A 25,707-nucleotide genomic window follows, 5' to 3' on the forward strand; every position below is an offset into this window, starting at 1 on the left:
ACAACTGCGAGTAGACACTCTTGCGAATCTGTCTACGGATCGGCTCGAAAGGGATCGGGATATGTATCAACCGCGGACCGCGGTCATCGGCGCCGGTATCAGCGGCCTCACCGCGGGAAAGATGCTCAACGACTACGGCGTGCCCTATACCTGCTTCGAGTCCTCGGACCGGGTGGGCGGCAATTGGGCCTTCGGCAATCCGAACGGGCACAGCAGCGCCTACCGGTCGCTGCACATCGACACCTCGAAACATCAACTGTCGTTCCGGGATTTCCCCATGCCTGAGCACTACCCGGACTTCCCGCACCATACGCAGATCAAGCAGTACCTCGACGACTACAGCACCGCCTTCGAGCTGACCGAGCACATCGAATTCGAGAACGGCGTCGAACACGCGCGCCGCCTGCCCGACGGCGGCTGGGAGCTGCGCACCCAACGCACCGGGACGCGGTATTTCGATCTGCTCGTCGTCGCGAACGGACACCACTGGGATCCGCGGTATCCCCAGTTTCCCGGCGAGTTCGCGGGCGCCACACTGCACGCGCACCAGTACGTCGACCTACGTACACCGATGGACTTCTCGAACCAGCGGATTCTCGTGGTCGGTCTCGGCAACAGCGCGGCCGATATCGCCGTGGAACTGTCGTCGAAAGCACTGGGCAACACCCTGACTCTGTCGACCCGCTCCGGCGGATGGATCGTGCCCAAATACATCGCGGGCCGACCGGCGGACAAGTACTACCGGACCAGCCCCCACATCCCGTACTCGTGGCAGCGCAAGATCGCGCAGTGGGGCCAGCCGCTCATCTCGGGACGCCCGGAGAGCTACGGCCTACCGACGCCCAATCACAAGTTCTTCGAGGCACATCCGACCCAATCGGTCGAACTCCCGTTGCGCCTCGGATCCGGTGATGTGATCCCGAAACCCGATATCGCGCGGTTCGATGGGCACACGGTGCACTTCACCGACGGCACCAGCGACGATGTCGACATCGTCATCTATGCCACCGGCTACAACATCACCTTCCCGTTCTTCGATCCGGAGTTCCTCAGCGCACCCGACAATCGGATCGATCTCTACAAGCGGATGTTCGTGCCGGGGATCGACGACCTGGTCTTCGCCGGATTCGCCCAGTCGACGCCCACCCTGTTCCCCTTCGTGGAATCCCAGGCGCGGCTGGTCGGGGCGTACGCGGTCGGACGGTACCGGCTGCCCGAGCCGCAGCGGATGCGCGAGGTGATCGTCGCCGATCAGCAGCGCTATACCGGGCACATGCTCGACCGTCCCCGCCACACCCAGCAGGTCGACTACTTCCTCTACGAACACGATATGCGGACACGAGAACTGCCGGCGGGAGCGGAACGGGCCCGGGTCCACGGACCGCCGCCGTGGGCCCGGGTGGCCGATACCGACACCACGACCGTAGGAGTGCCCCGATGACCGACGAGTACCGGCAGATCTCCTTTCTCTCCCAGGGAACCACCTGCGATGCCTGGTTCTTTCCTCCGGCATCGGACGGTTCTCTCACCGGGCCGACCGGCTCGCCCGTCGTGGTCATGGCGCACGGATTCGGCGGCACCAAGGATTCCGGTCTCGCTCCGTTCGCGCAGCACCTCGCCGCCTCCGGCCTCGCTGTTCTCGCCTTCGATTACCGCGGCTTCGGCGCCTCCGAAGGTCAACCGCGCCAACGGGTCTCGATGGCCGCTCAGGTCCAGGACTATCACGCCGCGATCGCCGCGGCGATCGCGCAGCCCGGTGTCGATCCGGCGCGGACAGTGTTGTGGGGCATCTCCCAGTCCGCGGGCCACGTGTTGAGCGTGGCCGCCGAGCGGACCGACATCCGCGCGGTGATCGCGATGGCGCCCATGATCGACGGCATCTCGGCGGGTCGCAATGCCCTGAGCCAGGTGGGCGTCGGCGCGGTCACCCGCTCCGCGATGACCGGTGTGCGCAGCGCGATCGCGGGGCGCCTCGGCGGCCCGCCGATCATGATGCCGCTGGTCGGCAGACCCGGCGAGCAAGCCGCATTGACCGTCGAGGGCTACTTCGAGTCCTACACCGCGTTGGCCGGGCCGACCTGGCGCAACGAAGTCGACGCCGCCGTCGGACTCGAGCTCAGCGGCTATCGGGCCGATCGGCACGCCGACCGCATCACTGCCGCGGTCCTCGTGCAGATCGCCGATTTCGACCGCGCCGCGCCCCCACACGCCGCGGCCAAGGCGGCGTTCAAGGCCCGCGCCGAGGTCAGGCACTACCCGTGTGACCATTTCGACCTCTTCGCGGGCAATCAGTGGTTCGAGACCGCCGTCGCCCACCAGGTGCATTTCCTACGACGACATCTGCTAGACGCAGCGCACAGCCAGGTTCGGACCACGGAGGGAACAGCATGATCGGCGATCGACGTTCGGCACTGGTGATCGGCGGAGCATCCGGAATCGGCCTGGCATCCGCACGCACCTTGGCGGCCGAGGGGTACCGGGTGATCATCGCCGACATCGACGACGGTGCGGCCCGTGACGCCGCGGCGCTGCTCGGCGGCGATGTCACGGCGATCGGAATGGACGTCACCGACGAGGACTCGGTGGCAACAGGATTCGAGTCCGCGCACGGTGTGCACACCGTGGTGAACTGTGCCGGGCTCTCGATTCCGGGCGCGATCACCGAACTCGACCTGGCGCACTGGCAGACCACTATCGATGTCTGCCTGACCGGAACCTTCCTGGTCCTCAAACACGCGGGTCGCCACGCCACCGAGGGCGGCAGCATCATCTGCATCGCCTCGCTCAACGGTCGCCAACCGGGGACAGGTATGGCCTCCTACTGCTCGGCCAAAGCCGGCGTGCTCATGCTCGTCGAGGTCGCCGCGCTGGAACTGGCCGAGCGTGGCATTCGCGTCAACGCGATCTCTCCCGGCCTGGTCGACACGCCACTGGTCGCCGGAATCTCGATGGTGCCGGGGCTGACCGAGGAGTACCTGGACAACACTCCGCTCGGACGCAGCGGGCGACCGGAGGAGATCGCCGAAGCGGTCGCCTTCCTCGCCTCCGACCGCGCGAGCTGGATGACCGGAGCGGCGATCGATCTCAACGGCGGCGCACACCTGCGCCGCTACCCGGATGTGCTGGGCCGGGTACGGGCGATGGCAGCGAACCCGGAGCAGCCGTAAATCGTTGCCGCACCGGCTTTCTCCGCCGCGATCGCACCGAGTATCGGATTCAGCGCAGTGCGCCCGGTACGAGGTCGTCGATCGCGGCGGCGCTGCGCGTGAGCATCGTGTGGAACATCCGGTCGCCGCGTGCAGTGGGAGCGGCCGCGCCGCAACCGAATACGACGATCAGCGGCGCGTGGATCAGCGACGCCACGTAGTCGGCCCAACACTGCTCCGCGCTGTAGCCGGTGACGCCGTGCCGGGTGAGTTCCCGGTGGTAGTCGGCGACGATGGCGCGCTCGTGCAGGCGGCGGTCCTCGATCGTGAGGCTCGTCGAGAGCAGGAACGCGATATCGCGCAGCGGTTGCCCAGGGGTGATCGTCTGCCAGTCCAACACCGTCACCGTGCCGTCCGGCGCGAACATCACATTGTCGACGCGCAGATCCCCGTGCAGCAGTGCGAAATGCCGCAGCGGGGCGATCAGCCACTCACCGGCAGACTCGACGAGCCACGCGACGGCGGCCCGTTCGAGGTCGGTGAGCCGATCATCGAAACGCTCGACGAAGGCGTCGGCCATCGGCCCGAGTACCGAGTCCATCAGGTCGCGATCTTCGGCAGTGGGCAGAGACAGGCCCGGTACCCGGAACAACGTGTCGTCACACCAGCGCGGGCCGTGCAGCCCCGCGGCGGCGACGGCGACCGCGCGCGCCTGTTCGACGGTGCAGCCCGCGATCTGGTCACCCTGCACCGCCGGCGCGAGATCATCCAGTAGCAGCACGAATTCGCTGCCGGATTCCGAGACGACCGCGGCGTGACAGCCCGGCACCGGGGTCCGCAGCGTCGACGCCAGGTCGCGGTAGAAGCGCACCTCGTTGCGGAAGGCGCCCGCTCCGAACCGGCGATGCTCCTCGGAGCCGATGGCGAGTTTGGCGATCATGCTCACCGGCAAGCTGGTGCTGTCGCGATAGCGCAGCAGCAGCCGGTACGAGCCGGCCATCTGACCCGAACCCACCGGCGTCACGGTCACGCTGTCGACCTCCACGGCGTGCCCGTGCGCCCGTAGTGTCGCGGTGAGCCAGGCAGGGGTGAGCGAATCCGGATCGGTCGGGATGTCCTCCGACACCGTTCCGGGAGGCGTGTATTCGGCGGTCATGCGACAACTCCTGACGAGACCGGTAGCGCGACCGAGCCCGGGTTGGCCGGCAGTGCGCGCCGGGTCGAGCGGATCGCTCGGTAGGCCTCGACGACCGGGACCAGTTCGGTGGGGGTGGCGCCGTGCATGATCACCGAGTCGACGCCGAGTTCGAATTGGCGGTCGACCGCCGCGGCGCAGGCATTCGGGGAACCGGTCGCGCAGTCGCTCACCCATTCCCGCGGAATCACCGCGGCGAGTTCGGTGAGTTCGGCGGCATCGGCAGTCGCGTCGATCGCGCCACGCGCCGAAGTGAAGGCCGTGCTCGCCCGCACCCGCTCCAGATCGTCGCTGCGCCAGCTGTTGGCTCGCATCAGAATCTCGGGATAGCCCTGCAGGTAGGTGGCCAGGCGGCCGTAGAGACGCCGCAGTTGATCCTGCTCGTCGAGGTCGTCACCGACAGTGGCCACGACCGACCAGATCCGCACCGAAGCAGGATCGCGCCCCGCGCGTTCGGCGGCCTCGCGCACCGTCGACACCGCGGTCGCGGTGGCTTCGGCGCTGAGGAAGGTGTGCAGGACAACCGCGTCCGCGATGCGGCCCGCCAATCGCAGAGTCCGTGGGCTCATGGTGACCAGCAGCACCGGCGGTGGCGAATCGAGTGCCACGCCGAGATGCAGAACCGGATAGGAACCGATCGCGCCGTCGTGGCCGATGACCGTCTCCCCGCGCCACAACCTGCGCACGATGTCGGTGATCTCGGCCAGTTGCGCACCGGTCACATTCGGTATCCCGAGAACCTGCCACAGTGGCGCGATTCCGCGTCCGAGGCCGAGTGCGAAACGTCCGCCACTGAGTTCGGCAAGGGTCGCGCCCATGTTCGCGGTGACGATCGGATGACGCGTGTTGTGGTTGGTCGCCGCGGTGGCGATACCCAGCCTGGTCGACACAGCGGCGAGGGCGCCCGACAGGACCGCGGCGTCTTTGATGTTGAACCGCTCGGAGACGAAGGCGGTGCCCAGCCCGATCCGGTCGGCTAGCACCGCCTCAGCCGCCAGATCGGCGGGGGTGACGGGATGCCGCGACAGCGCGTAATAGCCGAGTTCGGTCAGCTGTGGCGGGAGTTGTTCATCTGCTGACATCGGCAGGCACCTCCGGTGCGTCGATTTCGTAAGTGGTCGAGCGTGATTCGCGTCGCCAGAGGGTGCCCTCGCCTGCCGTGGCCCCCTGCTCGACGAGCGTGCGTTTGAGGATCTTGTTGGTGGCCGTTGTCGGTAGGTCGGCGGCCAGGCGCACGAAGCGCGGCCAGGCCTTGGGGGAGAGGTCGAGTTGCTCGCCGAGGAACGCGGTGAGCTCGCCCGGATCGAGAGAGGCGTTGTCGCGCAGGACGATCGCGGCCATGACCGCGTCGCCGACCCGGTCGTCGGGAACTGCGTAGACGGCGACCCGGCTGACCGCGTCGAGCCGTTGCAGGATCCGTTCGATCGGACCCGCGGCGAGGTTCTCACCGTCGACGCGCATCCAGTCAGCGGTACGACCGGCGAGATAGAGGAAGCCGTCCGCGTCCTTGTAGGCCAGATCGCCCGACCAGTAGAGACCGCCGCGGGTCCGCTCGGCGGTGGCTTCCTCGTCGCCGTAGTAGCCCATGAACAGGCCGGTCCCGTCGGCGTTGACGAGTTCGCCGACGGCTTCGTCCGGATTGGCCAGGGCGCCGTGTTCGTCGAAGACGGCGCACGGGCATTCGGTGACAGTCGCCGAGTTGTACACGGCCACACCGGGATAACCCTTGCCGATGGAACCCGGCGGGGTACCTGGTTCCCTGGTGATGATGATCGCTAGTTCGGTCGAGCCGAATCCGTCCCACACCGTGCACCCGAAGCGCCGGGTGAACTCGTCGATATCGCGGTCGGTCGCCTCGTTGCCGAAGGCGACGCGCAGCGGATTGTCGGCGTCGTCGGGCTGCTGTTCGGTAGCGAGAATGTAGGACAGCGGCTTGCCGACGTAGTTCATGTACGTCGCGCCGCTTCGCCGGATATCGGCGAGGAATGTCGAGGCCGAGAATTTGGCGGGTGCCATGGCTGCCCCGCTGGCGAGGGCCACGCAGTAGCCGCCGAGTATCGCGGCCGAATGAAACAGCGGCATCGACAGGTAGCAGATGTCGTCGGTGCCGAGGCCGAACCGGTCGACCAGCGGCGGTCCCGCGAACGGCACCATCATGTGCGCGAGCCGCACGGGCTTCGGGTTCCCGCTCGTGCCCGAGGTGAAGATGAGCATGAAGGTATCCATCGCGCCCGGCACGCTGTGCGGCGTCAATTCGGCTGCACTGTCCAGCAATTCGGCCCAGCGTGGCAGCGAGACGTCGAAGACGGTGACGCCGTCGAGGTCGAGTCCGTCGAGCAGTGCTCGGTGCTCGGCGTCGGTGAGCAGGATCTGGACATCGCCGCGCCGGATGTCGTCGGCGAGGGCCGCGCCGCGCCGGGTGTTGTTGATGCCGACCGTGACGTATCCGCCGAGCGCACCGGCGGCGAGGCTGGTGAGCATCTCGGCAGTGTTGCCCAGCAGTGTTCCCACATGCATCGGACGGGCGGGATCGGCGACGGACAGTATCGTCGCGGCCTGGCGTCGAGCCTCGGCGATGTGCTCTCGCCACGTCCAGGTCCGACCAGGGCGGGTGATCGCGAGGGAATCGTCCTCGGCTCGCGCGAGCAGAAGTTCGGTGACCGTTGCAGCCATGGGCCGAATTTAGAACACGTTATCGACGGCTGTATACAGATTTCGAAAATTGTCTACTCGCCGGATCGGCCGTGCACGGGAGGGGTGGTCATTGCCATTCAAGTGCGTCTTCTGCTAGCGTCCAGACAAGTGTCCAGGTGAGTGTCCAACGATAGTCCCTTCACGCCTGTCGTGTCGAAGATTCGGTCGGGTGGTCGGCATCGGCACCTCGAAGACCTAGTTGAGGAGATCGACATGGCGATTGTGCAAGCGCTGCCGCAGGCGTCGGATGGTCGACGTCGTCTCGGGTTGAGCAGTCCGGTGCACGGGGGAGCGGTCGGCGACATCGTGGTGAGCACGGCCGAAGAGGTCGGGCAAGCGGTCGCCCGTGCCCGGGTCGCCCAAGTGGCGTGGGCGGAACGGCCGGTGCGCGAGCGCGCTGCCATCATCCGTGCGGCCGTCGAGGTCTTGATCGCCCGGCAGGACGACGTCGTCGACACTCTTCGGGCCGAATCCGGCAAGCCGCGCGTCGAAGCCTTGGCGATCGAGATCTTGGCCTCGTGCGACTTCCTGAACTATTGGAGCCGCCGAGCCAAGCGGGATCTCGCCGATCATCGTGAACGCTTGCACGGCTATATCCGTCCGTTCAAGAAGCTCACCGTGCACTACCGCCCGTTGGGCGTGATCGGCGTGATCACGCCGTGGAACGCGCCCTTCGTGCTGTCGATGAATCCGGTGGCGCAGGCGCTGCTGGCGGGCAACGCCGTAGTGCTCAAGCCCTCGGAAGTCACGCCGCATTCGGGCGGTTGGGTGGTGAAGATCCTGCACGAAGCCGGTGTTCCGGCGGATGTGCTGCAACTGATTCACGGCGACGGCGAGACGGGCGCCGCCCTCGTCGACGCCGGGGTGGACAAGATCTCGTTCACGGGCAGTGTCGCCACCGGCCGAAAGGTCGCCGAAGCCTGTGCGCGGCAGTTGATTCCGTGCACCTTGGAACTGGGCGGCAAGGACGCCATGATCGTCTGCGACGACGCCGACATCGAACGGGCCGCGGAGGGGGCGGTGTACCTGTCGATGTTCAACAGCGGCCAGGTGTGTCTGAGCGTGGAGCGCATCTATGTCGTGGAAAGCGTTGCCGACGAGTTCATTCGGCTGGTCCAGCAGAAGGCGAAGTCGCTGACCTATGGTGCCGCTGACGGCACCGATATGGGTCCGATGTGCTGGGATCGCCAGGTGGCGATCGTCACCCGTCACCTCGAAGACGCGAAACGCCGTGGCGCCGTGCTGCTGGTCGGCGGGGAAGCCGACACCGCCGATGGCTTGTTCTTCGAGCCGACGGTCGCGGTCGAGGTCACCCATGACATGGAACTGATGCGGGAGGAGACTTTCGGCCCCGTCGCGGCGATCATGCGGGTCGCGGACGAGGAGGAAGCGATCCGACTGGCCAACGACTGTCAGTACGGGCTCAGCGGCAGCGTCTTCACCAAGGACACAGCGAAAGCTCTGCGTATCGCCAAGCGTCTCGACACCGGATCGGTTGTCCACAACGACGCCGCCGTGATCTACGGAGTGCCGGAGGCGCCGTTCGGCGGCCGCAAACACAGCGGCCTCGGACAGACGAACGGCCGCCACGGCCTGCGCGGATTCACCCACGCTCAGCCGATTCTGCTCGATCGGTGGCAGTTGAAGCGGGAGCGGATCTGGTATCCGTACACCGAGGAGTCGGTCGCGATGATCGCAGGCACTCTGAAGTACGGGTTCGGCAGCGCGATCGCGCGACGCTTGATGTCCTGACGGCAACTCGGATCTGCGGCAGTAATTCTTCTGGACCACAGCGTGATTCGAGGCGGTGTGGATGTGGTCGACGTGAGTGGAGAACGGGATGAACGGCGAGCGATCGTTGAGTGGGCGCGGGGCGGTCGTGGTCGGCGGCAGTCGGGGGATCGGCTTCGCAGTTGCCGCACTGCTGGCCAAAAACGGTGCGGGGGTGGTGATCAACGGGCGTGACGAGGCGGCCGTCGACAGGGCGGCCAAGGCGATCACGCTCTCCGGACATTCGGCTGTGGGAGTGGCGGGATCCGCGGCCGATGTGGCCGTCGCGACCGGAGCGATCGATGTCTGTGTCGAAAAATTCGGCGCCATAGACATTCTCGTCAACTGCGCGGGAATCGCCGAACCGCCCGCCTCGTCGATTCTGGATGCGAAGCCATGGGATTGGCGGGCCCTGCTGGATTCGCATCTCACCACGGTGTTCAACACCTGCCGCGCCGCCGCGCCCCGGATGGTCGAGCAGGGGCGCGGTTCGATCATCAATACGAGCTCTTTCGCCTACCTCGGAGACTACGGCGGGACGGGATACCCAGCGGGCAAAGGAGCGGTGACCAGCCTGACGTTGGCGATCGCTGCGGAGCTGAAAGAGTACGGAGTTCGGGCGAACGTGGTGTGCCCCGGCGCGAAGACGCGCCTTTCCTCCGGATTTGCCTACGAGGCCAAGATTCTCGAACTCTATCGGCGGCAGATGCTCGACGAGATAACGATGCGCAGTTCGCTCGACGCGCCTGCCGCGGACTACGTGGCGCCGCTCTATCAGTTCTTGGCCAGCGATATCGCGGCCGATATCACCGGTGAAATCTACATCGCGGCAGGCGGATTCGTCGGCCGCTTCGAACGCCCTACCCCCACCATCGTGGGCTACCGGGACCATCGGGACGCACCGCCGTGGACCATGGCGGAGTTGCGTCAGATGATCCCCGACCGTGGGGCGGATCGCTCGCAAGCCGCGGGCTGACCCTGTCCGATCTACCGTCCATGGAAGGTGTGCTCATGGCCTTTGTCATCACCCAGCGATGCTGCAACGACGCGAGTTGCGTCGCGGAGTGTCCGGTCGACTGCATCCGGCCGCGACCCGGCGATCCCGATTTCGCGAACGCCGAGATGCTGCATATCGATCCCGATACCTGCATCGACTGCGGCGCCTGCATGGATGCCTGTCCCGTGGACTCGATCTATGACGCCGACGACCTGCCGGTGAACCTGCTGCGCTACGCCGAGATCAATGCCGCCTACTTCCAGCACCGCCCGCTCGATACCGATATCGCCGTCGACGCCGCGCCCGCCCGACTGTCGCGTGCGGCGGGCCGGTTGCGCGTGGCGATCGTGGGCACCGGACCCGCGGCCTGCTACGCCGCCGAGCATCTGCTCGGCCGGGGCGATGTGGAGGTCGAGATGTTCGATCGCCTGCCGACGCCGTGGGGGCTGGCTCGGTACGGAGTCGCTCCCGACCATCCCGAGACCCGCGGCGTCACCACGATGTTCGCGTCGGCGTTCAAACGCGACTCGGTCCGATTCCACCTCAATGTCGAAGTCGGACGCGATATTTCGCATGCCGAACTGCTGGAGCACTGCCACGCGGTGATCTACGCGGTCGGCGCCTCCGCGGACGGGCGACTGCACATACCCGGCGAGGATCTGCCGGGCAGTCACTCGGCCACCGAATTCGTGGCTTGGTACAACGGGCATCCCGATTACGCCGACCACCGTTTCGACCTGTCCGGTGAGCGGGCGGTCATCGTCGGCAACGGCAATGTGGCGCTGGACATCGCGCGAGTTCTGACCACTGATCCCGATCAGCTCGCGGGCACCGATATCGCCGATCACGCGGTGGAAGCGTTGCGCCACAGCAATATCCGCCAGGTCCTGCTGCTGGGCAGACGTGGCCTTCGCCAGGCCGCCTACACCGGCCCGGAATTCCTCGCGCTCGGGCACTCGTCCGGTACCGACGTCGTCATCGATCCCGCCGACATCGATGAGGATGTGGTCGCCGCACTGTCGGATCCGGCCATCGATCCGACGACCCGCCTCAAACTGACCCTGGCGCACGAATACAGCACGCGGGGTACCACCGGCGCACCTCGGCTCGTCGACTTCCGTTTCCGCGTCACCCCTGTCGCGCTGACCGGCGAAGACCGGGTCGAATCACTTCGGCTGGCACACAACGAGATTCACAGCGGCCCCCAGGGGCCGGTGGCTGTGGCGACCGACCGCGTGGAAACCATCGATACCTCCCTGGTGCTGCGTGCCGTCGGCTACCGCGGCAGGCAGGTACCCGGTGTGCCGTTCGACTCGGGCAAGGGCATCATCCCCAACGACGGCGGCCGGGTGCTCGACAGCGCGGGCGCGGTACTGCCCGGTGCTTATGCCGCCGGGTGGATCAAGCGCGGGGCGCGAGGCGTGATCGGCACCAACCGTGGCGACGCGGAGCAGACCGTCGCCGGGATCGTCGAGGACTTCACCGCCGGACGCCTGGCCACACCAGCCGGCGACCGGGAAGACCTGCTGGCCCTGCTGTCGCGTCGTTGCCCGAATCTCGTCGACCGGGACGGATGGGCGCTGATCGACGCCGCGGAGCGCGCCAACGGCGCTGCGGCGGGCCGTCCTCGCATCAAGTTCACCCGGGTCGAGGACATGGTCGACACCGCACGTGCACGTTAACGAGACGCGGGCCGGGCTGTAGTAGCCCGGCCCGCATCTCGGGATCTGTTCTCGGGTCAGAGCCCGGTCAGATCGGCGAGTTTCGCCGCGAGCCGGTCGAGATAGTGCAGCACCTCGGTCTCGGTGCGGTCGGGTAGCCCGTACAGCACGTCGGTGACCCCGGCCCCGGCCCACAGCGCCAACTTGGCCGGGTCGGGTTTGAAGTCCAGTGCGACCACGCGTGGTCGGTCACTGCGCCCGGCATCGGCCCAGATCTTGTGCAGCAGCGCCAATCGTGCGGTGATATCGGTTTCGGTCGGCGTGGTGATCCAGCCGTCCGCGTTGCGGGCGATCCACTCGAAGGTGCGCTCGGTGCCTGCCGCGCCGATGAGTACCGGGACATGGCGCTGGACAGGTTTGGGCCACGCCCAACTCGGTCCGAACGACACGTAGTCACCCTGATAGCCGGCTTCCTCCTCGGTCCACAGCGCTCGCATCGCTTCGATGTACTCGCGCAGTACCGTGCGCCGCTTGTTCGGCGGCACCCCGTGATCGGCGAGTTCGTCGGTGTTCCAACCGAATCCGGCTCCGAGCGTCACCCGCCCGTCGGACAGATGATCCAGGGTCGCGATCGTTTTGGCCAAGGTGATCGGGTCGTGCTCGACGGGCAGCGCCACGGCGGTGGACAGCTCGATCCGCTCGGTGACCGCCGCCGCCATGGCCAACGACACCCAGGGATCGAGGGTTCGGGTGTAGCGGTCATCGGGCAGCGACGCGTCGCCGGTCGACGGATGGGCCGCCTCCCGCTTGATGGGTATATGGGTGTGCTCGGGCACGAAGAACGAAGCGAAGCCGCGCTCCTCCGCCGCCCGGGCGGCCACCGCGGGCCGAATGCCGCGGTCGCTGGTGAACAGGACGATCCCGAATTTCATCAGTGTCAACTCTTTCCGGTTCACCACGTCACCACGGAGCGCAGAACGCGGCCGGATTTCATGGTTTCGAAGGCCTTTTCGACGTCGGCGAGGCCGATGCGTTCGGTGACGAACAGGTCGAGGGGCAGGCGCTGTTGGCGATACAGCTCGATCAGCGTCGGGAAATCGCGCTCCGGGAGGCAGTCGCCGTACCAGGAGGATTTCAGCGCGCCGCCGTGGGAGAAGAAATCCAGCAGCGGCATCTCCAGCCGCATCTGCGGCGTCGGTACGCCGACGAGGACAACTGTTCCGGCCAGATCGCGGGCGTAGAACGCCTGCTTCCACGTCTCGGGGCGGCCCACCGCGTCGATTACGACGTCGGCGCCGAAACCGTTGGTGAGCGCACGGATTCGCTCGACGGGATCCTCGGTTCCGGCATCGACGGTGTGGGTCGCACCCAGTGCGGTCGCGCCGGTCAGTTTGGCCGGATCACGGTCGACGGCAACGATGGTGCTCGCTCCCGCCAAGCGCGCCCCGGCGATCGCGGCCGCCCCCACGCCGCCACAGCCGATCACGGCGACCGAGTCGCCACGGCTGACGTTTCCGGTGTTGAGAGCGGCCCCCAACCCGGCCATGACGCCGCAGCCGAGCAGGCCGGCCACGGCGGGGTCGGTGGTGGAATTGATGACGGTGCACTGCTTTTCGTGTACCAGCGTCTTGTCCGCGAAGGCCCCGATTCCGAGCGCGGGGGTGAGCGGTGACCCGTCGCCGAGTGTCATCTTCTGCTCGGCGTTGAAGGTATCGAAGCAGTACCAGGGGCGGCCGCGACGGCACGCGCGGCAACTTCCGCAGACCGCACGCCAGTTCAGAACGACGAAATCGCCTACGGCGACATGGGTTACGGCGGTGCCGATCCGATCGATGACCCCGGCTGCTTCGTGGCCGAGCAGGAACGGGAACTCGTCGTTGATCCCGCCTTCGCGGTAGGTGAGGTCGGTGTGGCAGACCCCGCAGGCCAGCACCTTGACGACGACATCATGGGCTCCGGGTTCGGGGATGATGATGTCGACCATCTCCACCTCGGCACCGGCTCGGCGCGCGATGACGCCCCGCACTGTTTCAGTCATCGCGTTCACCACAGGGGGACCGGAGAGGTGCCGAGGCGGTACCAGCCGGGCAGCTTGCCTTTGGAGTTCACTACGCGCTCGATGCGCTTGTTCACGCCGGCGGGCAGGTCGTCGTTGGTGATCATCTCGGTGAACAGCACGGTGAGGTTGCCGTAGTCGAAGAAGTCGCGCTGCCACTTCCATTGGAAGTCGCCGCCGTATTTGAACCAGCTGCCCTGAATGCCGTCGAGGGCGTAGTTCGTGCCGTCGGCGCGTTTGACCTCGCAGACCTGCTTCCACAGGCCGAGCATGTCGCCGGTCTTCTCGTCGGTGACCCAGGCCTGATAGGGGTAGGTCCAGCCATCGAGGCCGTCCATTTCCAAGCCGATCGCGTAATCGCGGATCTCGGTGCGCCCGATCGCCATGAAGTCGTGCTTGGGCCCGTAGTTCCAGCCGTAGGTGGCGTCCTCGGTATAGAACTCCGCCAGTGGCCGCCAGTCACCTGCCTGCTCGCACTCGATGTTCGCCTGCAACCACCGTTGGATCATTTCGTCGAGTTCGGCGCGGGGAAACGACATGAACATTGCTCCGATCTGTACAGCGGACTCCGCACCGCATGGCACCGAGTCCGAGAGATAGCACGTACGGTACACAGAGTGTGAACAAGTGTATAGACACATGTCCAATTTAATGTCCATATTTTGATGGCTGTGCGCAGTACATGGTCGACGAGGGTGTCGAGTTCGGGCCTAGGCCGTGATGAAGGCAGCCCACAGCAACGCCGTGATCGCGATCAGGACCGGTGTGGTGATTCGCGCGACCCGCGCTCGCTGATGGCGAGCGAAAACGAAGGGGAGAGCCACCGCGGTGACAAGAGCGGCGGGCACCGACAGCACGGTTCCCGCGACGAGTCCGTATCCATGGGGATCGAAGCCGGGGTCGGTCACGAGGCGAAATGCGAGCACAATGTAGATGCATCGCAACCAGACCAACCCGGCGGCAGCACCCACAGCACCGGCCATCAGCCGAACTACCCAGCGCAGAGCGGACGGCGGGGAAGAGGAGGGTGGGTTCATCGGACCGCGACCCGGCCACAGAGATTCTCGTGCATGGTTGCCCTCCCGGTGACAATCACAGCACAGCGCCCGAGTCGATGGAACAGTGTGGCCGAGATCGGCGTCAGCGAGCAGCCCCGTTCAGAACGACTGCCCAGGTAGCGGCAATATGCCGAGGTTGGCGTCGAGGCCGCCATCGACGACGAGGGTGGTCCCGGTGATGTATCCGGCGGCGGGCGAGGCGAGAAACCAGATCGCCTCCGCCTGTTCTCGGGGCTCTGCGAATCGTCCGAGCGGAATCCGGCGCTCGATCGCGGCGAGCAGTGCCGGGTCCTGCTGGACCCCTGCGGTGATCCCGGTGCGGGTGAGGCCGGGGGCGATGGCATTGATCCGAACGCCGTGGGCCGCATAGTCGATCGCGACCGCGCGGACCAGATTGATCAACGCGCCTTTGGACGCGTTGTAGGCCCAGTTCCCGGCATCGCCCCGCAGTCCGGCCACCGACGCGGTCAACACCGCCGAGCCCCCGAACCGACGCAACGCCGGAATCGCCGCCCGCAGCCCGCGAATCGGGCCGAGGAGATTCACGTCGAGGATGCGGTCGGCCGCGCGGACCGCATCGGCGGACTCGAGCGGTGGGGTGCCGCCGGTTCCGGCATTGAGGACGATGGTGTCGAGTCGACCGAAGCGGCTCAGTGCGGTGTCGACAGCCGCCTGGTTCACGGCATCCGCGGAGACATCGCCGGACAGGGTCACGATGCCGTCGCCGAGCCCGGCCGAGCTGTGCTCGGAGATGTCCACCGCGACCACGTGGTGCCCGCGTTCGGCGAACAACTCGACAGTGGCACGGCCGATACCGGACGCGGCGCCGGTCACGATCGCCACGCGACGCGCGTCGGCGGGGGAGGGCTCGGTCATCTGATGCCTTTCACGGCCAAGGGATTCGATCTTCACCGGACAACGAATGCCCGCCGAGAGTCGATGGCGTTAGAACACCTCTGACGCAAACCATTTCGCCTACCGGCCGGTGCGCCTACGGCCGCCCACCCTTACTTTTCGTCTCCGGGATCGGTCGGGTGCTGATGATCCAGCGGCGGGGTGAGTTCGTCGACCACGACCAGATTCCCGCCGGACTGTTTGGCCCGGTACATCGCCGCGTCGGCGGATTGCAGCAGCCGGTCCGCAGTCGGGTGGGGACATCGTGGACAGGCTGTCGCGTCGAATACCGCCACCCCGACGCTGGCGGTAACCCCCACCGCGGCCTCCGCGGGTTCGGCGACCGCACAGCGCAACCGTTCGGCTTCGCCGCGCGCGGCAGCCGCGGCGGCGGGGACAGCGACCACGAACTCCTCGCCCCCCGTACGGGCCACCACCGCAGTCTCCCCGGCCGCATCGCGCAACCGCCGCGCCGTCCGGACCAGGACGATGTCGCCGATGCGGTGGCCCCAGGTGTCGTTGACACTCTTGAACCGGTCGAGATCGAAACAGATGACACAGATCGAGAGGTTGCGGTCCATCAACAGCGGGAGCTGGTTCTCGAGGCCTCGTCGGTTCAGCAGCTCGGTCAGCGGGTCCGACAACGATTCCGTGCGCAACAGCCAATAGAGGAACTGGAACGCGGGGACCGCGATGAATACCGACGAGAGCAGCAGCGCGACCGCGACCGCAAGGTGGACGCCCCCGCCGCCGGTGGCGATCCGCACCGACAGCACCAGCACCGACAACAGCGACCAGGCCGAATGCACGGCCAGCTCCCGAGTGTTGTGAAAAAAGCTCAGGTAACTGCCTGTGCCGAGGAGTAGTACCGTGCCCATCGCCCCGAACAGCCGATCCTGCAGCTGCAGGAACTCCATCGTGAACAGCACATCGGCACAGGCGATCAGCACCAACGACTCGGTTCTGCTCGGCCAGGGCAGCAGCCACCAGCGCAGCGCCCACAGGGTCCCGGACAGCACCCCGATCGTCGAAGCGAGGCCGGGATGACCGGGCGGCCCCACCGGTGTTCCCGCGATCACCGCGCCCATCACCGCGATCGTCGCTCCCGCGAGGCCGATCAAGAGCTTCAGCGGTAGCAGCGCCGATCGCGCCGCGAGGGTGCGCACCAGCCATCGGTAGTCGGCCTGGTCCACCCACCAGTCCCGCAGCGTCTTGCTGTCATTCATCGACTCACCCTTGGTCCCGACTGCATCGCCCGCCTCGTTTCCTTGTCGAGAGCGAGAACTCCAGGAGATCCCACCAGCTGATCGGCAGTAGTCTAGGTCGGACCTGCGCATACCCGACGTCTGCGTACGTGTCACAGCAGGCGCGAACCTGCCGAGGCGCGCTACGTTGCAGCTCGTGACGGAAATTTCAGGAAGCGCATCGCGTGATGAACGCCGACCGGACGTCGAACGGCGGCTGATCGCGGCGGTCTCGGATCTCTGCGCTGACGGTGCGCGCTTCGCCGATCTGAGCATTTCGCGGATTGTCGGGGCGGCGGCGATCGGACGTGCGACGTTCTATCTGTACTTTCCGGATCGCTCGGCGTTCTCGCTGCGCCTTGTCGATCACGTACGCGCGGAGTTGGCCGGGAGTGTCGCAGCGGTGTGGCGAGCTGCCGGAGATCGCGGCGCGTTGGAAGCGGCCCTCGCCGATTTCGTCGAGATATTCGCGCGCGAATACCCGTTGATCACCGCGGTGATGGATGCGGCTGTCACTGATGCGCAGGTGGCCGGGCGGATGGAGGACAATGTGCAAGCGTTCATCGCCGAATCCGCTCGCACTATCGAACTCGCTCAACAGCGTGAAACCGTTCGCGGCGATCTGCCTGCCGTCGAGACGGCCTCGGCACTCGTCTGGATGGTGGAGCGCACCTGCTCCCGCATGATCGGTGGCAGCGATGAGCAGGAACGTGTGCGCCTGACCCGAGCGCTGACGACCATTATCTGGCACACCCTCCATACGTGAGGAATCGAGGTTGGACAGCGTGTCCAACCCCTGTTAACGTCGTAGTGCATGACGACCACGCGCTTTCTGAACCGAGACCTCGCGCGCCACCGTTTCGATCCTCGTCTCGTGTGGCGATTGGAACAGGGTCTCGAAGAGGCGGACTCGCTCGCCGACGCGGTGGTCGCTTCCTTCGGCTCGAGTCCGCAACACTCGTTCCGCGCCGTCAACGCGTGGCTCGAGGGCGAAACCGGTGTTCCGGACAGTCTCGCGACCATGTTGGAGCCGATCGCCGAGCTACCGGATTGGCTCGATGAGGACGCGCTCGAGCGGGGTTCGACGGCGTTGTGGCGCAATGGGATCCTGTGGATCGGGCTGAGTTTCAACTGCGCGGCCCTGGCGGCCGGATATCAATCGGGGGCAGGGGTCAAACCACTCACCTTCACCGGCGAATTGAACTACCGGTCTCGCCGACGAATGCAGGAGACCGGACGGTGGTTTCTCGCAGCGACGTCACCCGGGGCATTGCGACGAAACGGTCCAGGCTTTCGGGAGACCGTGCGCGTCCGATTCATGCATGCCGGCGTGCGAAAGCGCATTCTCCAGTCCGGCGAATGGAATCAGGAGGCGTGGGGGGTGCCGATCAATCTCACCGATACCGCCTACGGCGTGTCAGGGGAATTCTCGACGATTCCGCTGGCGGCCATGCGCGATGCGGGAGTGCACTTCACCGAGCGCGACCTCGATGACATCCAACATATGTGGCGCTATATCGGCTACCTGCTCGGCGTACCCGACGACCTGCTGCCCTACAACGCGGCACGTGCCAGGGAAATCATCGCGATCAAAGACCTCACGGACACACCCGCCGACGCGGATTCGCGACAGCTGGTGAAGGCGCTGATCGAAAACGGTTTCGACCCGGCTACCGTGCTGCCGAAGTCGATGATCGGCATCGGCACCCGCCCTCTCGTCGCGACGCTGTACGCACTGACCCGACGATGGGCCGGCGAGGAAGTGGCCGACAGTCTCGGCCTGCCGAACACGAGTCTGAAGTACCTACCGACGCTCCTGCGCCCCGCGGTGCGGGCAGGCGAGGTCGCGCGGCGATGGGGCCTGCGCGACGAACAGCGACTGGCCAGCCGGACCCGGGCGAGCTTTCGAGAGCTGCTCGACGACGCCCGAGCACCATCGACCGTCGCCGCCGAAGCCGTTGTGCAAGCCGCTCTGTAAAACGTCGGTGGCAGTCTCGGAATAGTCGCGAGGAGGCCCGCGTTGCCTTCGGCATGACCGGTGATGATCTCGGAAAATTCGGTGTGTGGCGGCACTACAAGGGGTTCACCCCAGCGGCGGCCCGCGAGATCGAAGAATTGGGATACGGCGCGTTGTGGCTCGGCGGTTCGCCGCCCGCGGATCTGCCGGTGACCGAATCGCTGCTGGAGGCGACGGAGTCGCTGACTGTCGGCACCAGCATCGTGAACATCTGGACGGCACCGGCGGACATCGTCGCCGAATCCTTTCACCGGATCGACCAGCGATTTCCTGGCCGCTTCCTGCTCGGCATCGGGGTCGGTCATCGGGAGGCCAACGGCACGGAGGCGATCAAGCCGTATGACGCGCTCGTGGCCTACCTGGACGAACTCGACGCGGCGGGTGTGCCGAAGGAGCGCAGGGCATTGGCGGCGCTCGGCCCCCGCGTCCTGAAACTCGCCCGAGACCGGACCGCGGGCGCTCTGCCCTACCTCGCCCCGCCCAGCCACACCGCGATCGCCCGCGAAACCCTCGGCGGGAGTGCGCTACTCGTCGCGGAGCAGAAGGTGGTCCTGGACGATGATGTGGCGCGGGCACGCGAGATTGCCAGGGGCACGCTGTCGATGTACCTGGGCTTGGTGAACTATCTGGGCAATCTGCGCCGCTTGGGATTCTCCGAGGAGGACGTCACCAAGCCCGGCAGCGACAGGCTCGTCGATGCCCTCGCCATCCACGGCACACCCGCCGAGGTCGGAGCCGGATTGGTGGCGCACCTGGACGCGGGTGCCGATCATGTCGCGATCCAGCCGTTGAACGAGGACTACCTCGCGGCACTCCGCGCGCTGGCCGAGGTGCTGCCGTTCAAGCAGTGAAGTAGCGGAACGGTCAGCTACTGAGGCGCTGACCGCGCAGCGCCGCAAGCGCACTCAGCCACGGCAACGTCAGATGGTAGCGACGATTTTGCCGGTGTGATGTCCATGCTCGAGGTAGTTGTGTGCGGCGACGATGTCGTCGAGCGTGAACACGGTGTCGATGACGGGACGCAGTGCGCCGGTGCGGATGCCTGCGGTCAGAAACGCGGCGATGCGGCGCACGACCGCCGTATCGAGGGTGTGTTCGAAGCTCATGTACCGGATCATGGTGATCGGGTCGGCGGGATACGGCGCCGGCCGGGGGTCCAGCCAGCCGACGGTGACCAATCGGCCACTGAATCGCTTGACCGCGCCGGCCAGTTCGGCCAGGCCGGGGCCGGTGATCGAGTCCAGGACGATGTCGGCGCCGACGCCGTTGGTGTATCGGTGCGTTGCTTCGACAACATCGTCGTGGTCGGTGACGATGACGCCCGCGGCGCCGGCGGCCAGCAGGCTGTGCTCCTTCGCGGCGCTGCGAGTGACGGCGAGCGCGATTGTGCCGATCTGGTTGGCGATCTGTATGGCGGCCAGGCCGACGGAGCTGGAGGCCGCCGTGATCAAGTTCCGTGTAAGTGCCGTTGGTGTCCATATCGGGCACGGCCGTGACGATGACCGCATCACCGGCGGCCCATCCTTCGACTCCCGAGCCGAGGGCGTCGATCGTGCCGGTGGCTTCGATACCGAGGCGCGCGTGCGGCAGATGGGGACTCCTGACCGCTCATCAATTTCTCGTACAGTCGTTCTAGGAATGTCAATCGCGGTGCATCAGGAGGCAAGTGATGGCGGGACGACCGGTCGACCATCGACGCAGGGCGACGACGAAAGGGCCGCGTCGTCGAACGTCACGTGTTCAGGTAGGTGTGGACGCGTTCGCGGTCGTTGTCGGTTGCCGGAAGTTGGACGACGAGTAGCAGTTCCGGGTTCTCGACCAGCCGCAGTTGGAACAGTTCCAGGTCGATCGGCCCTGCCTCGGGGTGGTCGATGCTGATGATGGTCGGCTTGAAGTCCTGTATCGGATACTCCGACCACCAGGTGCGGAATTCCGGGCTGGCGGCGCTCAATTCGGTCACCACCTGGGTCAGGCGTGGGTCGCCCGGACTGTTGCCGAGCAGAACTCGGAACTGGCTGATGATGGCCCGTGCGGCGGCTTCCCAGCGGCGCATCATGGCGCGGTTGCGTTCGTCGGTGTACATCCACCACAGCAGATTCCGGTGCTCGGGCGCGAGCGCGGCCGGGTCGGCGCGGATCCGGCTGAACGCACTGTTCCACACGACGAAATCCAACCGCGCATCGTGCACCACCGCCGGGGTCGGATGCATCGCGTCGACCAACCGTTGCAAACGCGCGATCTCATCCCCTGCCTGATATTTCACCACCGGATCGGCGAGCCCAGCGAGCCTCCGCAATTGCCTGTGCTGGACAGGCTCCAGACGCAACGCCCGCGCCAGCGCGTCCACTACCTGCGGGCTGGCCGCGATCTTGCGGCCTTGCTCCAGCCATGTGTACCAAGTGAGACTCACCCCAGCCAACTCGGCAACCTCTTCACGACGCAGCCCCGGGGTGCGCCTCCGCCCTGGGATCAGATCCGCAGGCAGACCGACGTCGGCGGGCTGCAAGCGGGAGCGGTGTGCCTTGAGGAAATCGGCGAGTTCGGCGCGGTGCTTGTCGATCATCAGGTGGTCCCTCACCGGGTCAATCAGTGAACATTGCTGTTCTGGGTAGCAGTATTCGTACCAGGACCAGCGTCGCTGGGCGATCTAGCGTCGATATCAGCAGGTGATCGACGACATCACCGACGACGAGGAAGCAGTTACCATGAGTAGCAACGAATTCCGACCGATTCTGGTCATCGGCGCCACTGGTCGTCAGGGGAGTGCGACCGTGCGTCAGCTGCTGGCGCAGGGGCGTCCGGTCCGTGCGTTCGTCCGCGATCCCGCGGCTCCGGCGGCTCAGCGGTTGGCGGCGGCCGGCGCGGAGTTGGTCGTCGGTGATCTCGACGATCCGGCCGCGGTGAAGTCCGCGCTGGATGGCGCTCACGGTGTCTTCCTCATGCTGACCATGATGGAAGGGGTTCATATCACCGAGGCGGGGCTGGCTGCCGAGCGGCGACGCGGCGAGCTCGTGGTTGATCTGGCGCGTGCGGCCGGTGTCGAGCACCTGGTCTACAGCTCGCTGCGCGGCGCCGGGCTCGGCACGAAGGTCACCTATTACAAGGTGAAGGAACACCTCGAGGCCTACATTGCGGACAGCGGGGTGCCCGCCACCGTGTTGCGGCCGACCTTCTTCATGGACAACTTCGACACCTTGAACCGGCCTGCCGTCGGTGACGACGGCACCCTGATCGTCAATCTGGCTGTGCGGGAGGATATTCCGCTGTCCCTGATCGCGGTGGAGGACATCGCGGCGTTCGCGGCGATCGCCTTCGCCCGGCCGATGGACTACCTCGGTGCCACGGTGTCGCTGGCGGGCGACCGGCTCACCGCGCCGGAGATCGCCTCGGCCTTCGGCGCGGTGAGCGGGCGACCGGCCCGGAGCAATCGGCTGCCGATCGAGATGGTGCGAGCTTTCGATGAACATGTCGCCGAGATGTTCGAGGCGTTCGACACCGTACCGGATCTCGGTATCGACATCGACGAGCTGCGCCGTCTGCGTCCGGAGCTGCTGGACTTCCCGGGATGGCTCGCGCGCAGCGGGTGGAAGTCCTGACAATTCGTTGAGCGAACGCATTCAGCTGCGGTCGGTATGCGGCGATCGCGTGGAGGCAGGCGGGTGTACGGAACAGCTACTCCGGGTCCGCGGCAGAGCGGCTCTCGGCGGTGGTGGCGAGGTATTCGCCCAATTCCTGGGTCAACGTGCGGTCGAGCGCTTGGACGAGGCTGTGCTGCACGGCGGCAACGGCGACGTCGCGCAGGTGATTGATCATGGTGGTGGTTTCGGCGATCTCGGCGTCGGTGGTCGGTAGCCAGCCGGGGCCGTGCAGCTCGACGAGATGGTCGCGGGTGACGGTGAACATCTGGTGGGCGATGTCGTCGAGACGATGCTGGACCACTGCCTGCAGGTCGGCCAGGCGGCGTAGATCGAACTTGTACTCGCGTAAGTCGACGAAGGTCTCGAGCAGGAGTGGATCGGTGAATTCCACCATGTCGCCGCGGACTCGGAGCACCCCGAGCTCGCTGAGGCGAGTCAGCATCGTCGGGTCGTTCGCCTCGGCGCCGAGGAAGGTCGCGACGAGTTCGAGGGGGACCTCGAGTGAGGCGTCGACCGGGTCGGGGGTCGCCGTACGCGGCAAACCGAGGACATCGACGAGATCCTTGCCGGTTTCCCAGCTGGTGATGAAGTCGGCGATGTGCGCGGTGGTGAAGCCGCGTTGCAGCAGCGCGTCGATGAGTTTCAGGCGCTCGAGGTGGGTGTCGTCGTAGATCAGGGCGCGCCCGGCGCGGGCGGTCGGCACCGGGAGCAGTCCGCGCTCTTGATACGAGCGCACGTTGCGGGCGGTGGTTCCTGCGGCGCGGGCGAGATCATCGATGCGGTACTCCGACACCCGTCTCGTCTCCTGTTCGTCTCGCGGCCACCGAGCAGGCACCGGCTTGTGTCCATGTCCCCGGGATGCGTCCTCGGGGACATGGACACAGGGATCGTTGTCACCCTAGCCGAGCGGGACCACGGCATGGTCGCTGGTTCCGATCACCGATTCGGCGTCGGCGGGTGTGAACAGGAAGTCGTCGGGGTCGACGACAGCCAGTTGCCGAACGTACTGGGTGCCGAAGCCGGGGAACATCGTCGCGTTGAAGCCGTCCTCGGTGAGATACCAACTGCGGCAGCCGGAATTCCACGTCGTCGTTGTCAGACGCTGCTGTAGATGCTCGTTGTACCGGTCCTGTTTGTCGCGGCGCACTTCGAGGGTGCGCAGATTCTGCGTCAGGATCATGCCGATGGCGTCGGTCAGGTAGTCGATCTGCGCTTCCATGTACACCAGCGCCGAATTGTGGCCGGGTCCCGAATTCGGTCCGAACGTGAGGAACAGGTTCGGGTATCCGGCCACGGCGACACTCTTGAACGCGTAGGCCCCCTTGCTCCATTCGTCAGCGAGGACCCGTCCGTCGCGGCCGGTCACCGGGATCGGGCTGCCGGTCTTGGAAACCTCGAATCCGGTGGCGAAGACGATGGCGTCGATACGGTGCTCGATACCCTCGGCGGTGCGGATGCCGTGTTCGCTGATGCGGGCGATCGGCCAGGTGACCAGGGTGCAGTTGTCCTTCTGCAGTGCCGGGTAGTAGTCGCTGGTCATCAGCAGCCGCTTGCAGCCGGCGCGGAACCCCGGGGTGAGCTGGCGGCGCAACCACGGGTCGCGCACCTGGGAACGCAGGTGCAGCTTGGCCACTGATTCCACGACCCGGGTCAGCGGCGTGTTCCAGACGACCCCGAGCGCCACCGACTCATGCCCCCAGAACCAGCCTCGGCGGGCGAGGGTCTGGGTGACCGGCAGCCGACGATACATCTGCTTGGTTCGCCGACTGGTCGGTCGGTTGACCCGAGGTAGCACCCACCCCGGAGTCCGCTGGAATACCTTCACCGTCGCGGCGCGACGGACGAGTTCGGGAACGATCTGCACGGCACTGGCGCCGGTGCCGACCACCGCGACCCGTTTACCGGTGAAGTCGTAGTCGTGATCCCAGCGTGCGCTGTGGATCTTGTGCCCCTGGTAGTCCTCGATCCCGGGAATGCTGGGAAGACTGGCATTGGACAATGGTCCGGAGGCGATGACGATCGTGCGCGCCTGAACTGCGCGCTTACGCCCTGCCATGGCGATGGTCCACAGGCCGGTCACCTCGTCGAATGTGGTTCCGGTGACGTTGTGCCCGAACCTGATCTGGGCCCGCAGGTCGAATTCGTCGACCATCGACTCGATGTAGTCGAGTATCTCGGAACTGCCGGAGTAGGTGTGCGACCAGTCTGGATTGGGCGCGAAGCTGTATGAGTACAACCGCGAGGGAATGTCACACGCGGCGCCGGGATAGGTGTTGTCGCGCCAGGTGCCACCCACCTGTGACCCGCGTTCGAAGATCGCGAAGTCGGTGATCCCTTTCTGGCGCAACCGAATCGCGGTACCGATGCCCGCGAAACCCGCACCGATGATCGCCACATCCAGCGGCTCGGCGGCGCTCACGCGACCGGCTCGTAGGTCAGTTCCTTGGACCAGGTCGGCTGCGGTCCGAGGAAGCGGTCGGGAACACGTGCGGTCAGTTTCACCAGCGCGTCGGCGAGCAGGTGGTAGGGGTGATCGCGGTTGATCACCCAATTGGCGTGCATCTTGACGATGCGGTACATGGGTACGCGGTTGGCGATCGGATTACGTTCACCGACAGCCCTGAAGCGCCGCATTGCCGTGTACAGGCGTTCCTCGTCCACGCCCAGGTCGACAACATTGTCGCGCATCTTGTTCAACAGCGGCACATAGCTCAGAACGCCGATGAGGAACGAGGGCTTGGCCCAGCCGCCGACCAGATCGATGAGCAGCTTGCGGGCGGGGGAGTGGCCGAGCAGTTCCATGACCGCGTAGTCGGTGGCCAGGTGCCGGGATTCGTCGGCATTGATCTTCTTGAACGCGTCCTGCGCGACCGGGTCGGTGACCTCGTCGGTGATGAATTTGATCAGCGCGCCGTCGAGAGCGACCTCGAGCATCGGAATGACCGTGCCTAGGAAGGAAAGCGACATGCCGTCGGCATGCTTGTCGAGGAAGTCGATCACCAGTTTGACGTTGATATTCGGTTCCGGGATCTCGTCGCCGTCGAGCATTCCCCAACGGCGCATCAGCGCCAGTTCGGCGTTGGCGTGGCGCTGTTCTTCGGCGTGGAAGTAGCGGTAGATCTCACGCAACGTCTCGGTGGGCGCCTTCTGTGCCATGGCGGCGAATCCGCGGGCGCCGACGTTCTCGATCCACATCAGATCGGCCATGAACGGCTTCAGTTTGGCGTGCAAAGCGGGGTCGACGAGTTCGGCGCCCGGTGCGTCCCAGTCGATATCGGCCAGTGCCCACTGTCGGGCCTTGATCTTGGCCAGCATGTCGTCGAAGTCGAAGGACATC

The 25,707-nt window shown here is 66.1% G+C and carries 24 protein-coding genes and 1 pseudogene; 10 read left to right on the forward strand and 15 right to left on the reverse strand.

From position 1 onward, the window contains the following. Positions 1-61: 61 nt before the first annotated feature. The 3 genes from OHS03_RS06680 to OHS03_RS06690 are packed head-to-tail and all read left to right on the forward strand — an operon-like array spanning position 62 to position 3,167. Positions 62-1,441, forward strand: coding sequence for a flavin-containing monooxygenase (locus OHS03_RS06680; protein ID WP_328661619.1), 1,380 nt, complete (start codon positions 62-64; stop codon positions 1,439-1,441). Then, a complete protein-coding gene (locus tag OHS03_RS06685; protein ID WP_328661620.1) occupies positions 1,438-2,391 on the forward strand; it encodes an alpha/beta hydrolase in 954 nt (317 codons plus the stop codon). Before OHS03_RS06680 ends, OHS03_RS06685 begins: the two co-directional genes overlap by 4 nt. After that, the gene (locus OHS03_RS06690) at positions 2,388-3,167 is read left to right on the forward strand and encodes an SDR family NAD(P)-dependent oxidoreductase (RefSeq protein ID WP_328661621.1); all 780 of its coding nucleotides are present in this window, start codon (positions 2,388-2,390) and stop codon (positions 3,165-3,167) included. Before OHS03_RS06685 ends, OHS03_RS06690 begins: the two co-directional genes overlap by 4 nt. A 49-nt stretch (positions 3,168-3,216) precedes the next feature. Here OHS03_RS06690 and OHS03_RS06695 read toward each other — a convergent pair whose 3' ends face one another. The 3 genes from OHS03_RS06695 to fadD1 are packed head-to-tail and all read right to left on the reverse strand — an operon-like array spanning position 3,217 to position 7,014. Further along, complete coding sequence (locus tag OHS03_RS06695; RefSeq protein ID WP_328661622.1) at positions 3,217-4,302, reverse strand: phosphotransferase; 1,086 nt, start codon at positions 4,300-4,302, stop codon at positions 3,217-3,219. Then, positions 4,299-5,423, reverse strand: a complete 1,125-nt coding sequence (locus OHS03_RS06700; protein WP_328661623.1) for a TIGR03857 family LLM class F420-dependent oxidoreductase — start codon at positions 5,421-5,423, stop codon at positions 4,299-4,301. Before OHS03_RS06700 ends, OHS03_RS06695 begins: the two co-directional genes overlap by 4 nt. Then, positions 5,410-7,014, reverse strand: a complete 1,605-nt coding sequence (fadD1, locus tag OHS03_RS06705) for a fatty-acid--CoA ligase FadD1 (protein WP_328661624.1) — start codon at positions 7,012-7,014, stop codon at positions 5,410-5,412. The genes OHS03_RS06700 and fadD1 overlap by 14 nt, the downstream gene beginning before the upstream one ends. Positions 7,015-7,248: 234 nt before the next feature. On the opposite strand from fadD1, the gene OHS03_RS06710 reads away from it, so the two are divergent. The 3 genes from OHS03_RS06710 (at position 7,249) to OHS03_RS06720 (ending at position 11,484) form a co-directional block, all read left to right on the forward strand. Next, on the forward strand, positions 7,249-8,787 hold the full coding sequence (locus tag OHS03_RS06710; RefSeq protein WP_328661625.1) for an aldehyde dehydrogenase family protein: 1,539 nt from the start codon (positions 7,249-7,251) through the stop codon (positions 8,785-8,787). Between the two features lie 88 nt (positions 8,788-8,875). Further along, positions 8,876-9,781: an SDR family NAD(P)-dependent oxidoreductase gene (locus tag OHS03_RS06715; RefSeq protein ID WP_328661626.1), complete on the forward strand. Its 906-nt coding sequence runs from the start codon at positions 8,876-8,878 to the stop codon at positions 9,779-9,781. 35 nt (positions 9,782-9,816) lie between these two features. After that, complete coding sequence (locus tag OHS03_RS06720) at positions 9,817-11,484, forward strand: FAD-dependent oxidoreductase (RefSeq protein WP_328661627.1); 1,668 nt, start codon at positions 9,817-9,819, stop codon at positions 11,482-11,484. Between the two features lie 56 nt (positions 11,485-11,540). Here the strand turns inward: OHS03_RS06720 and OHS03_RS06725 are convergent, their stop codons facing one another. The 6 genes from OHS03_RS06725 to OHS03_RS06750 form a co-directional block, all read right to left on the reverse strand. Further along, complete coding sequence (locus OHS03_RS06725) at positions 11,541-12,395, reverse strand: LLM class F420-dependent oxidoreductase (protein ID WP_328661628.1); 855 nt, start codon at positions 12,393-12,395, stop codon at positions 11,541-11,543. Positions 12,396-12,415: 20 nt separating this feature from the next. Continuing rightward, positions 12,416-13,501 (reverse strand): S-(hydroxymethyl)mycothiol dehydrogenase, encoded by a 1,086-nt coding sequence (locus OHS03_RS06730; RefSeq protein WP_328661629.1) that lies wholly within the window; start codon positions 13,499-13,501, stop codon positions 12,416-12,418. 5 nt (positions 13,502-13,506) lie between these two features. After that, a complete protein-coding gene (locus OHS03_RS06735; protein ID WP_063003945.1) occupies positions 13,507-14,058 on the reverse strand; it encodes a Cif family virulence factor in 552 nt (183 codons plus the stop codon). Positions 14,059-14,229: 171 nt separating this feature from the next. Then, positions 14,230-14,502, reverse strand: a complete 273-nt coding sequence (locus OHS03_RS06740) for a hypothetical protein (protein ID WP_328661630.1) — start codon at positions 14,500-14,502, stop codon at positions 14,230-14,232. Between the two features lie 174 nt (positions 14,503-14,676). Further along, positions 14,677-15,453, reverse strand: a complete 777-nt coding sequence (locus tag OHS03_RS06745) for an SDR family NAD(P)-dependent oxidoreductase (RefSeq protein ID WP_328661631.1) — start codon at positions 15,451-15,453, stop codon at positions 14,677-14,679. Positions 15,454-15,584: 131 nt separating this feature from the next. Then, positions 15,585-16,697, reverse strand: coding sequence for a GGDEF domain-containing protein (locus OHS03_RS06750; RefSeq protein WP_328661632.1), 1,113 nt, complete (start codon positions 16,695-16,697; stop codon positions 15,585-15,587). 175 nt (positions 16,698-16,872) lie between these two features. On the opposite strand from OHS03_RS06750, the gene OHS03_RS06755 reads away from it, so the two are divergent. The 3 genes from OHS03_RS06755 to OHS03_RS06765 are packed head-to-tail and all read left to right on the forward strand — an operon-like array spanning position 16,873 to position 19,583. Continuing rightward, positions 16,873-17,481 carry a TetR/AcrR family transcriptional regulator gene (locus tag OHS03_RS06755; RefSeq protein WP_328664110.1) on the forward strand — a complete coding sequence of 203 codons (609 nt, stop codon included), beginning with the start codon at positions 16,873-16,875 and terminating at the stop codon, positions 17,479-17,481. Between the two features lie 48 nt (positions 17,482-17,529). Continuing rightward, the gene (locus OHS03_RS06760) at positions 17,530-18,693 is read left to right on the forward strand and encodes an oxygenase MpaB family protein (protein WP_328661633.1); all 1,164 of its coding nucleotides are present in this window, start codon (positions 17,530-17,532) and stop codon (positions 18,691-18,693) included. Between the two features lie 53 nt (positions 18,694-18,746). After that, a complete protein-coding gene (locus OHS03_RS06765; protein ID WP_328661634.1) occupies positions 18,747-19,583 on the forward strand; it encodes an LLM class F420-dependent oxidoreductase in 837 nt (278 codons plus the stop codon). Positions 19,584-19,652: 69 nt separating this feature from the next. On the opposite strand, the gene OHS03_RS06770 is transcribed toward OHS03_RS06765, so the two are convergent. The 3 genes and pseudogenes from OHS03_RS06770 to OHS03_RS06775 all read right to left on the reverse strand — a co-directional run bounded on the left by OHS03_RS06770 (position 19,653) and on the right by OHS03_RS06775 (position 21,295). Continuing rightward, complete coding sequence (locus tag OHS03_RS06770; RefSeq protein ID WP_328661635.1) at positions 19,653-20,183, reverse strand: zinc-binding dehydrogenase; 531 nt, start codon at positions 20,181-20,183, stop codon at positions 19,653-19,655. A gap of 79 nt (positions 20,184-20,262) precedes the next feature. Further along, positions 20,263-20,322, reverse strand: a pseudogene (locus tag OHS03_RS34655) (hypothetical protein); the annotation flags it as partial. Positions 20,323-20,464: 142 nt separating this feature from the next. Further along, the gene (locus OHS03_RS06775) at positions 20,465-21,295 is read right to left on the reverse strand and encodes a helix-turn-helix transcriptional regulator (protein ID WP_328661636.1); all 831 of its coding nucleotides are present in this window, start codon (positions 21,293-21,295) and stop codon (positions 20,465-20,467) included. Positions 21,296-21,437: 142 nt separating this feature from the next. Here OHS03_RS06775 and OHS03_RS06780 point away from each other — a divergent pair, with 142 nt between their 5' ends. Beyond that, the gene (locus OHS03_RS06780; protein WP_328661637.1) at positions 21,438-22,328 is read left to right on the forward strand and encodes an NmrA/HSCARG family protein; all 891 of its coding nucleotides are present in this window, start codon (positions 21,438-21,440) and stop codon (positions 22,326-22,328) included. Between the two features lie 76 nt (positions 22,329-22,404). On the opposite strand, the gene OHS03_RS06785 is transcribed toward OHS03_RS06780, so the two are convergent. From OHS03_RS06785 to OHS03_RS06795, 3 genes are all read right to left on the reverse strand, one after another. After that, positions 22,405-23,163: a MerR family transcriptional regulator gene (locus tag OHS03_RS06785; protein WP_056820811.1), complete on the reverse strand. Its 759-nt coding sequence runs from the start codon at positions 23,161-23,163 to the stop codon at positions 22,405-22,407. A 105-nt stretch (positions 23,164-23,268) separates the two neighbouring features. After that, on the reverse strand, positions 23,269-24,789 hold the full coding sequence (locus tag OHS03_RS06790) for a flavin-containing monooxygenase (RefSeq protein WP_328661638.1): 1,521 nt from the start codon (positions 24,787-24,789) through the stop codon (positions 23,269-23,271). Continuing rightward, a complete protein-coding gene (locus OHS03_RS06795; protein ID WP_056820993.1) occupies positions 24,786-25,706 on the reverse strand; it encodes a ferritin family protein in 921 nt (306 codons plus the stop codon). Before OHS03_RS06795 ends, OHS03_RS06790 begins: the two co-directional genes overlap by 4 nt. Position 25,707 lies beyond the last annotated feature (1 nt).

Source organism: Nocardia salmonicida (assembly GCF_036142455.1).
Lineage (GTDB): Bacteria > Actinomycetota > Actinomycetes > Mycobacteriales > Mycobacteriaceae > Nocardia > Nocardia salmonicida.

Bases quoted from the DNA above. Each gene is read 5' to 3' on its own strand.
- OHS03_RS06760 (WP_328661633.1), top strand. From the start codon at position 17,530: ATGACGACCACGCGCTTTCTGAACCGAGACCTCGCGCGCCACCGTTTC.
- OHS03_RS06735 (WP_063003945.1), bottom strand. From the start codon at position 14,058: ATGTCGTTTCCCCGCGCCGAACTCGACGAAATGATCCAACGGTGGTTG.
- OHS03_RS06750 (WP_328661632.1), bottom strand. From the start codon at position 16,697: ATGAATGACAGCAAGACGCTGCGGGACTGGTGGGTGGACCAGGCCGAC.
- OHS03_RS06775 (WP_328661636.1), bottom strand. From the start codon at position 21,295: ATGATCGACAAGCACCGCGCCGAACTCGCCGATTTCCTCAAGGCACAC.
- OHS03_RS06715 (WP_328661626.1), top strand. From the start codon at position 8,876: ATGAACGGCGAGCGATCGTTGAGTGGGCGCGGGGCGGTCGTGGTCGGC.
- OHS03_RS06695 (WP_328661622.1), bottom strand. From the start codon at position 4,302: ATGACCGCCGAATACACGCCTCCCGGAACGGTGTCGGAGGACATCCCG.
- OHS03_RS06725 (WP_328661628.1), bottom strand. From the start codon at position 12,395: ATGAAATTCGGGATCGTCCTGTTCACCAGCGACCGCGGCATTCGGCCC.
- OHS03_RS06685 (WP_328661620.1), top strand. From the start codon at position 1,438: ATGACCGACGAGTACCGGCAGATCTCCTTTCTCTCCCAGGGAACCACC.
- OHS03_RS06740 (WP_328661630.1), bottom strand. From the start codon at position 14,502: ATGGCCGGTGCTGTGGGTGCTGCCGCCGGGTTGGTCTGGTTGCGATGC.
- OHS03_RS06780 (WP_328661637.1), top strand. From the start codon at position 21,438: ATGAGTAGCAACGAATTCCGACCGATTCTGGTCATCGGCGCCACTGGT.
- OHS03_RS06795 (WP_056820993.1), bottom strand. From the start codon at position 25,706: ATGTCCTTCGACTTCGACGACATGCTGGCCAAGATCAAGGCCCGACAG.
- OHS03_RS06745 (WP_328661631.1), bottom strand. From the start codon at position 15,453: ATGACCGAGCCCTCCCCCGCCGACGCGCGTCGCGTGGCGATCGTGACC.
- OHS03_RS06680 (WP_328661619.1), top strand. From the start codon at position 62: ATGTATCAACCGCGGACCGCGGTCATCGGCGCCGGTATCAGCGGCCTC.
- OHS03_RS06700 (WP_328661623.1), bottom strand. From the start codon at position 5,423: ATGTCAGCAGATGAACAACTCCCGCCACAGCTGACCGAACTCGGCTAT.
- fadD1 (WP_328661624.1), bottom strand. From the start codon at position 7,014: ATGGCTGCAACGGTCACCGAACTTCTGCTCGCGCGAGCCGAGGACGAT.
- OHS03_RS06720 (WP_328661627.1), top strand. From the start codon at position 9,817: ATGGCCTTTGTCATCACCCAGCGATGCTGCAACGACGCGAGTTGCGTC.
- OHS03_RS06710 (WP_328661625.1), top strand. From the start codon at position 7,249: ATGGCGATTGTGCAAGCGCTGCCGCAGGCGTCGGATGGTCGACGTCGT.
- OHS03_RS06690 (WP_328661621.1), top strand. From the start codon at position 2,388: ATGATCGGCGATCGACGTTCGGCACTGGTGATCGGCGGAGCATCCGGA.
- OHS03_RS06730 (WP_328661629.1), bottom strand. From the start codon at position 13,501: ATGACTGAAACAGTGCGGGGCGTCATCGCGCGCCGAGCCGGTGCCGAG.
- OHS03_RS06765 (WP_328661634.1), top strand. From the start codon at position 18,747: ATGACCGGTGATGATCTCGGAAAATTCGGTGTGTGGCGGCACTACAAG.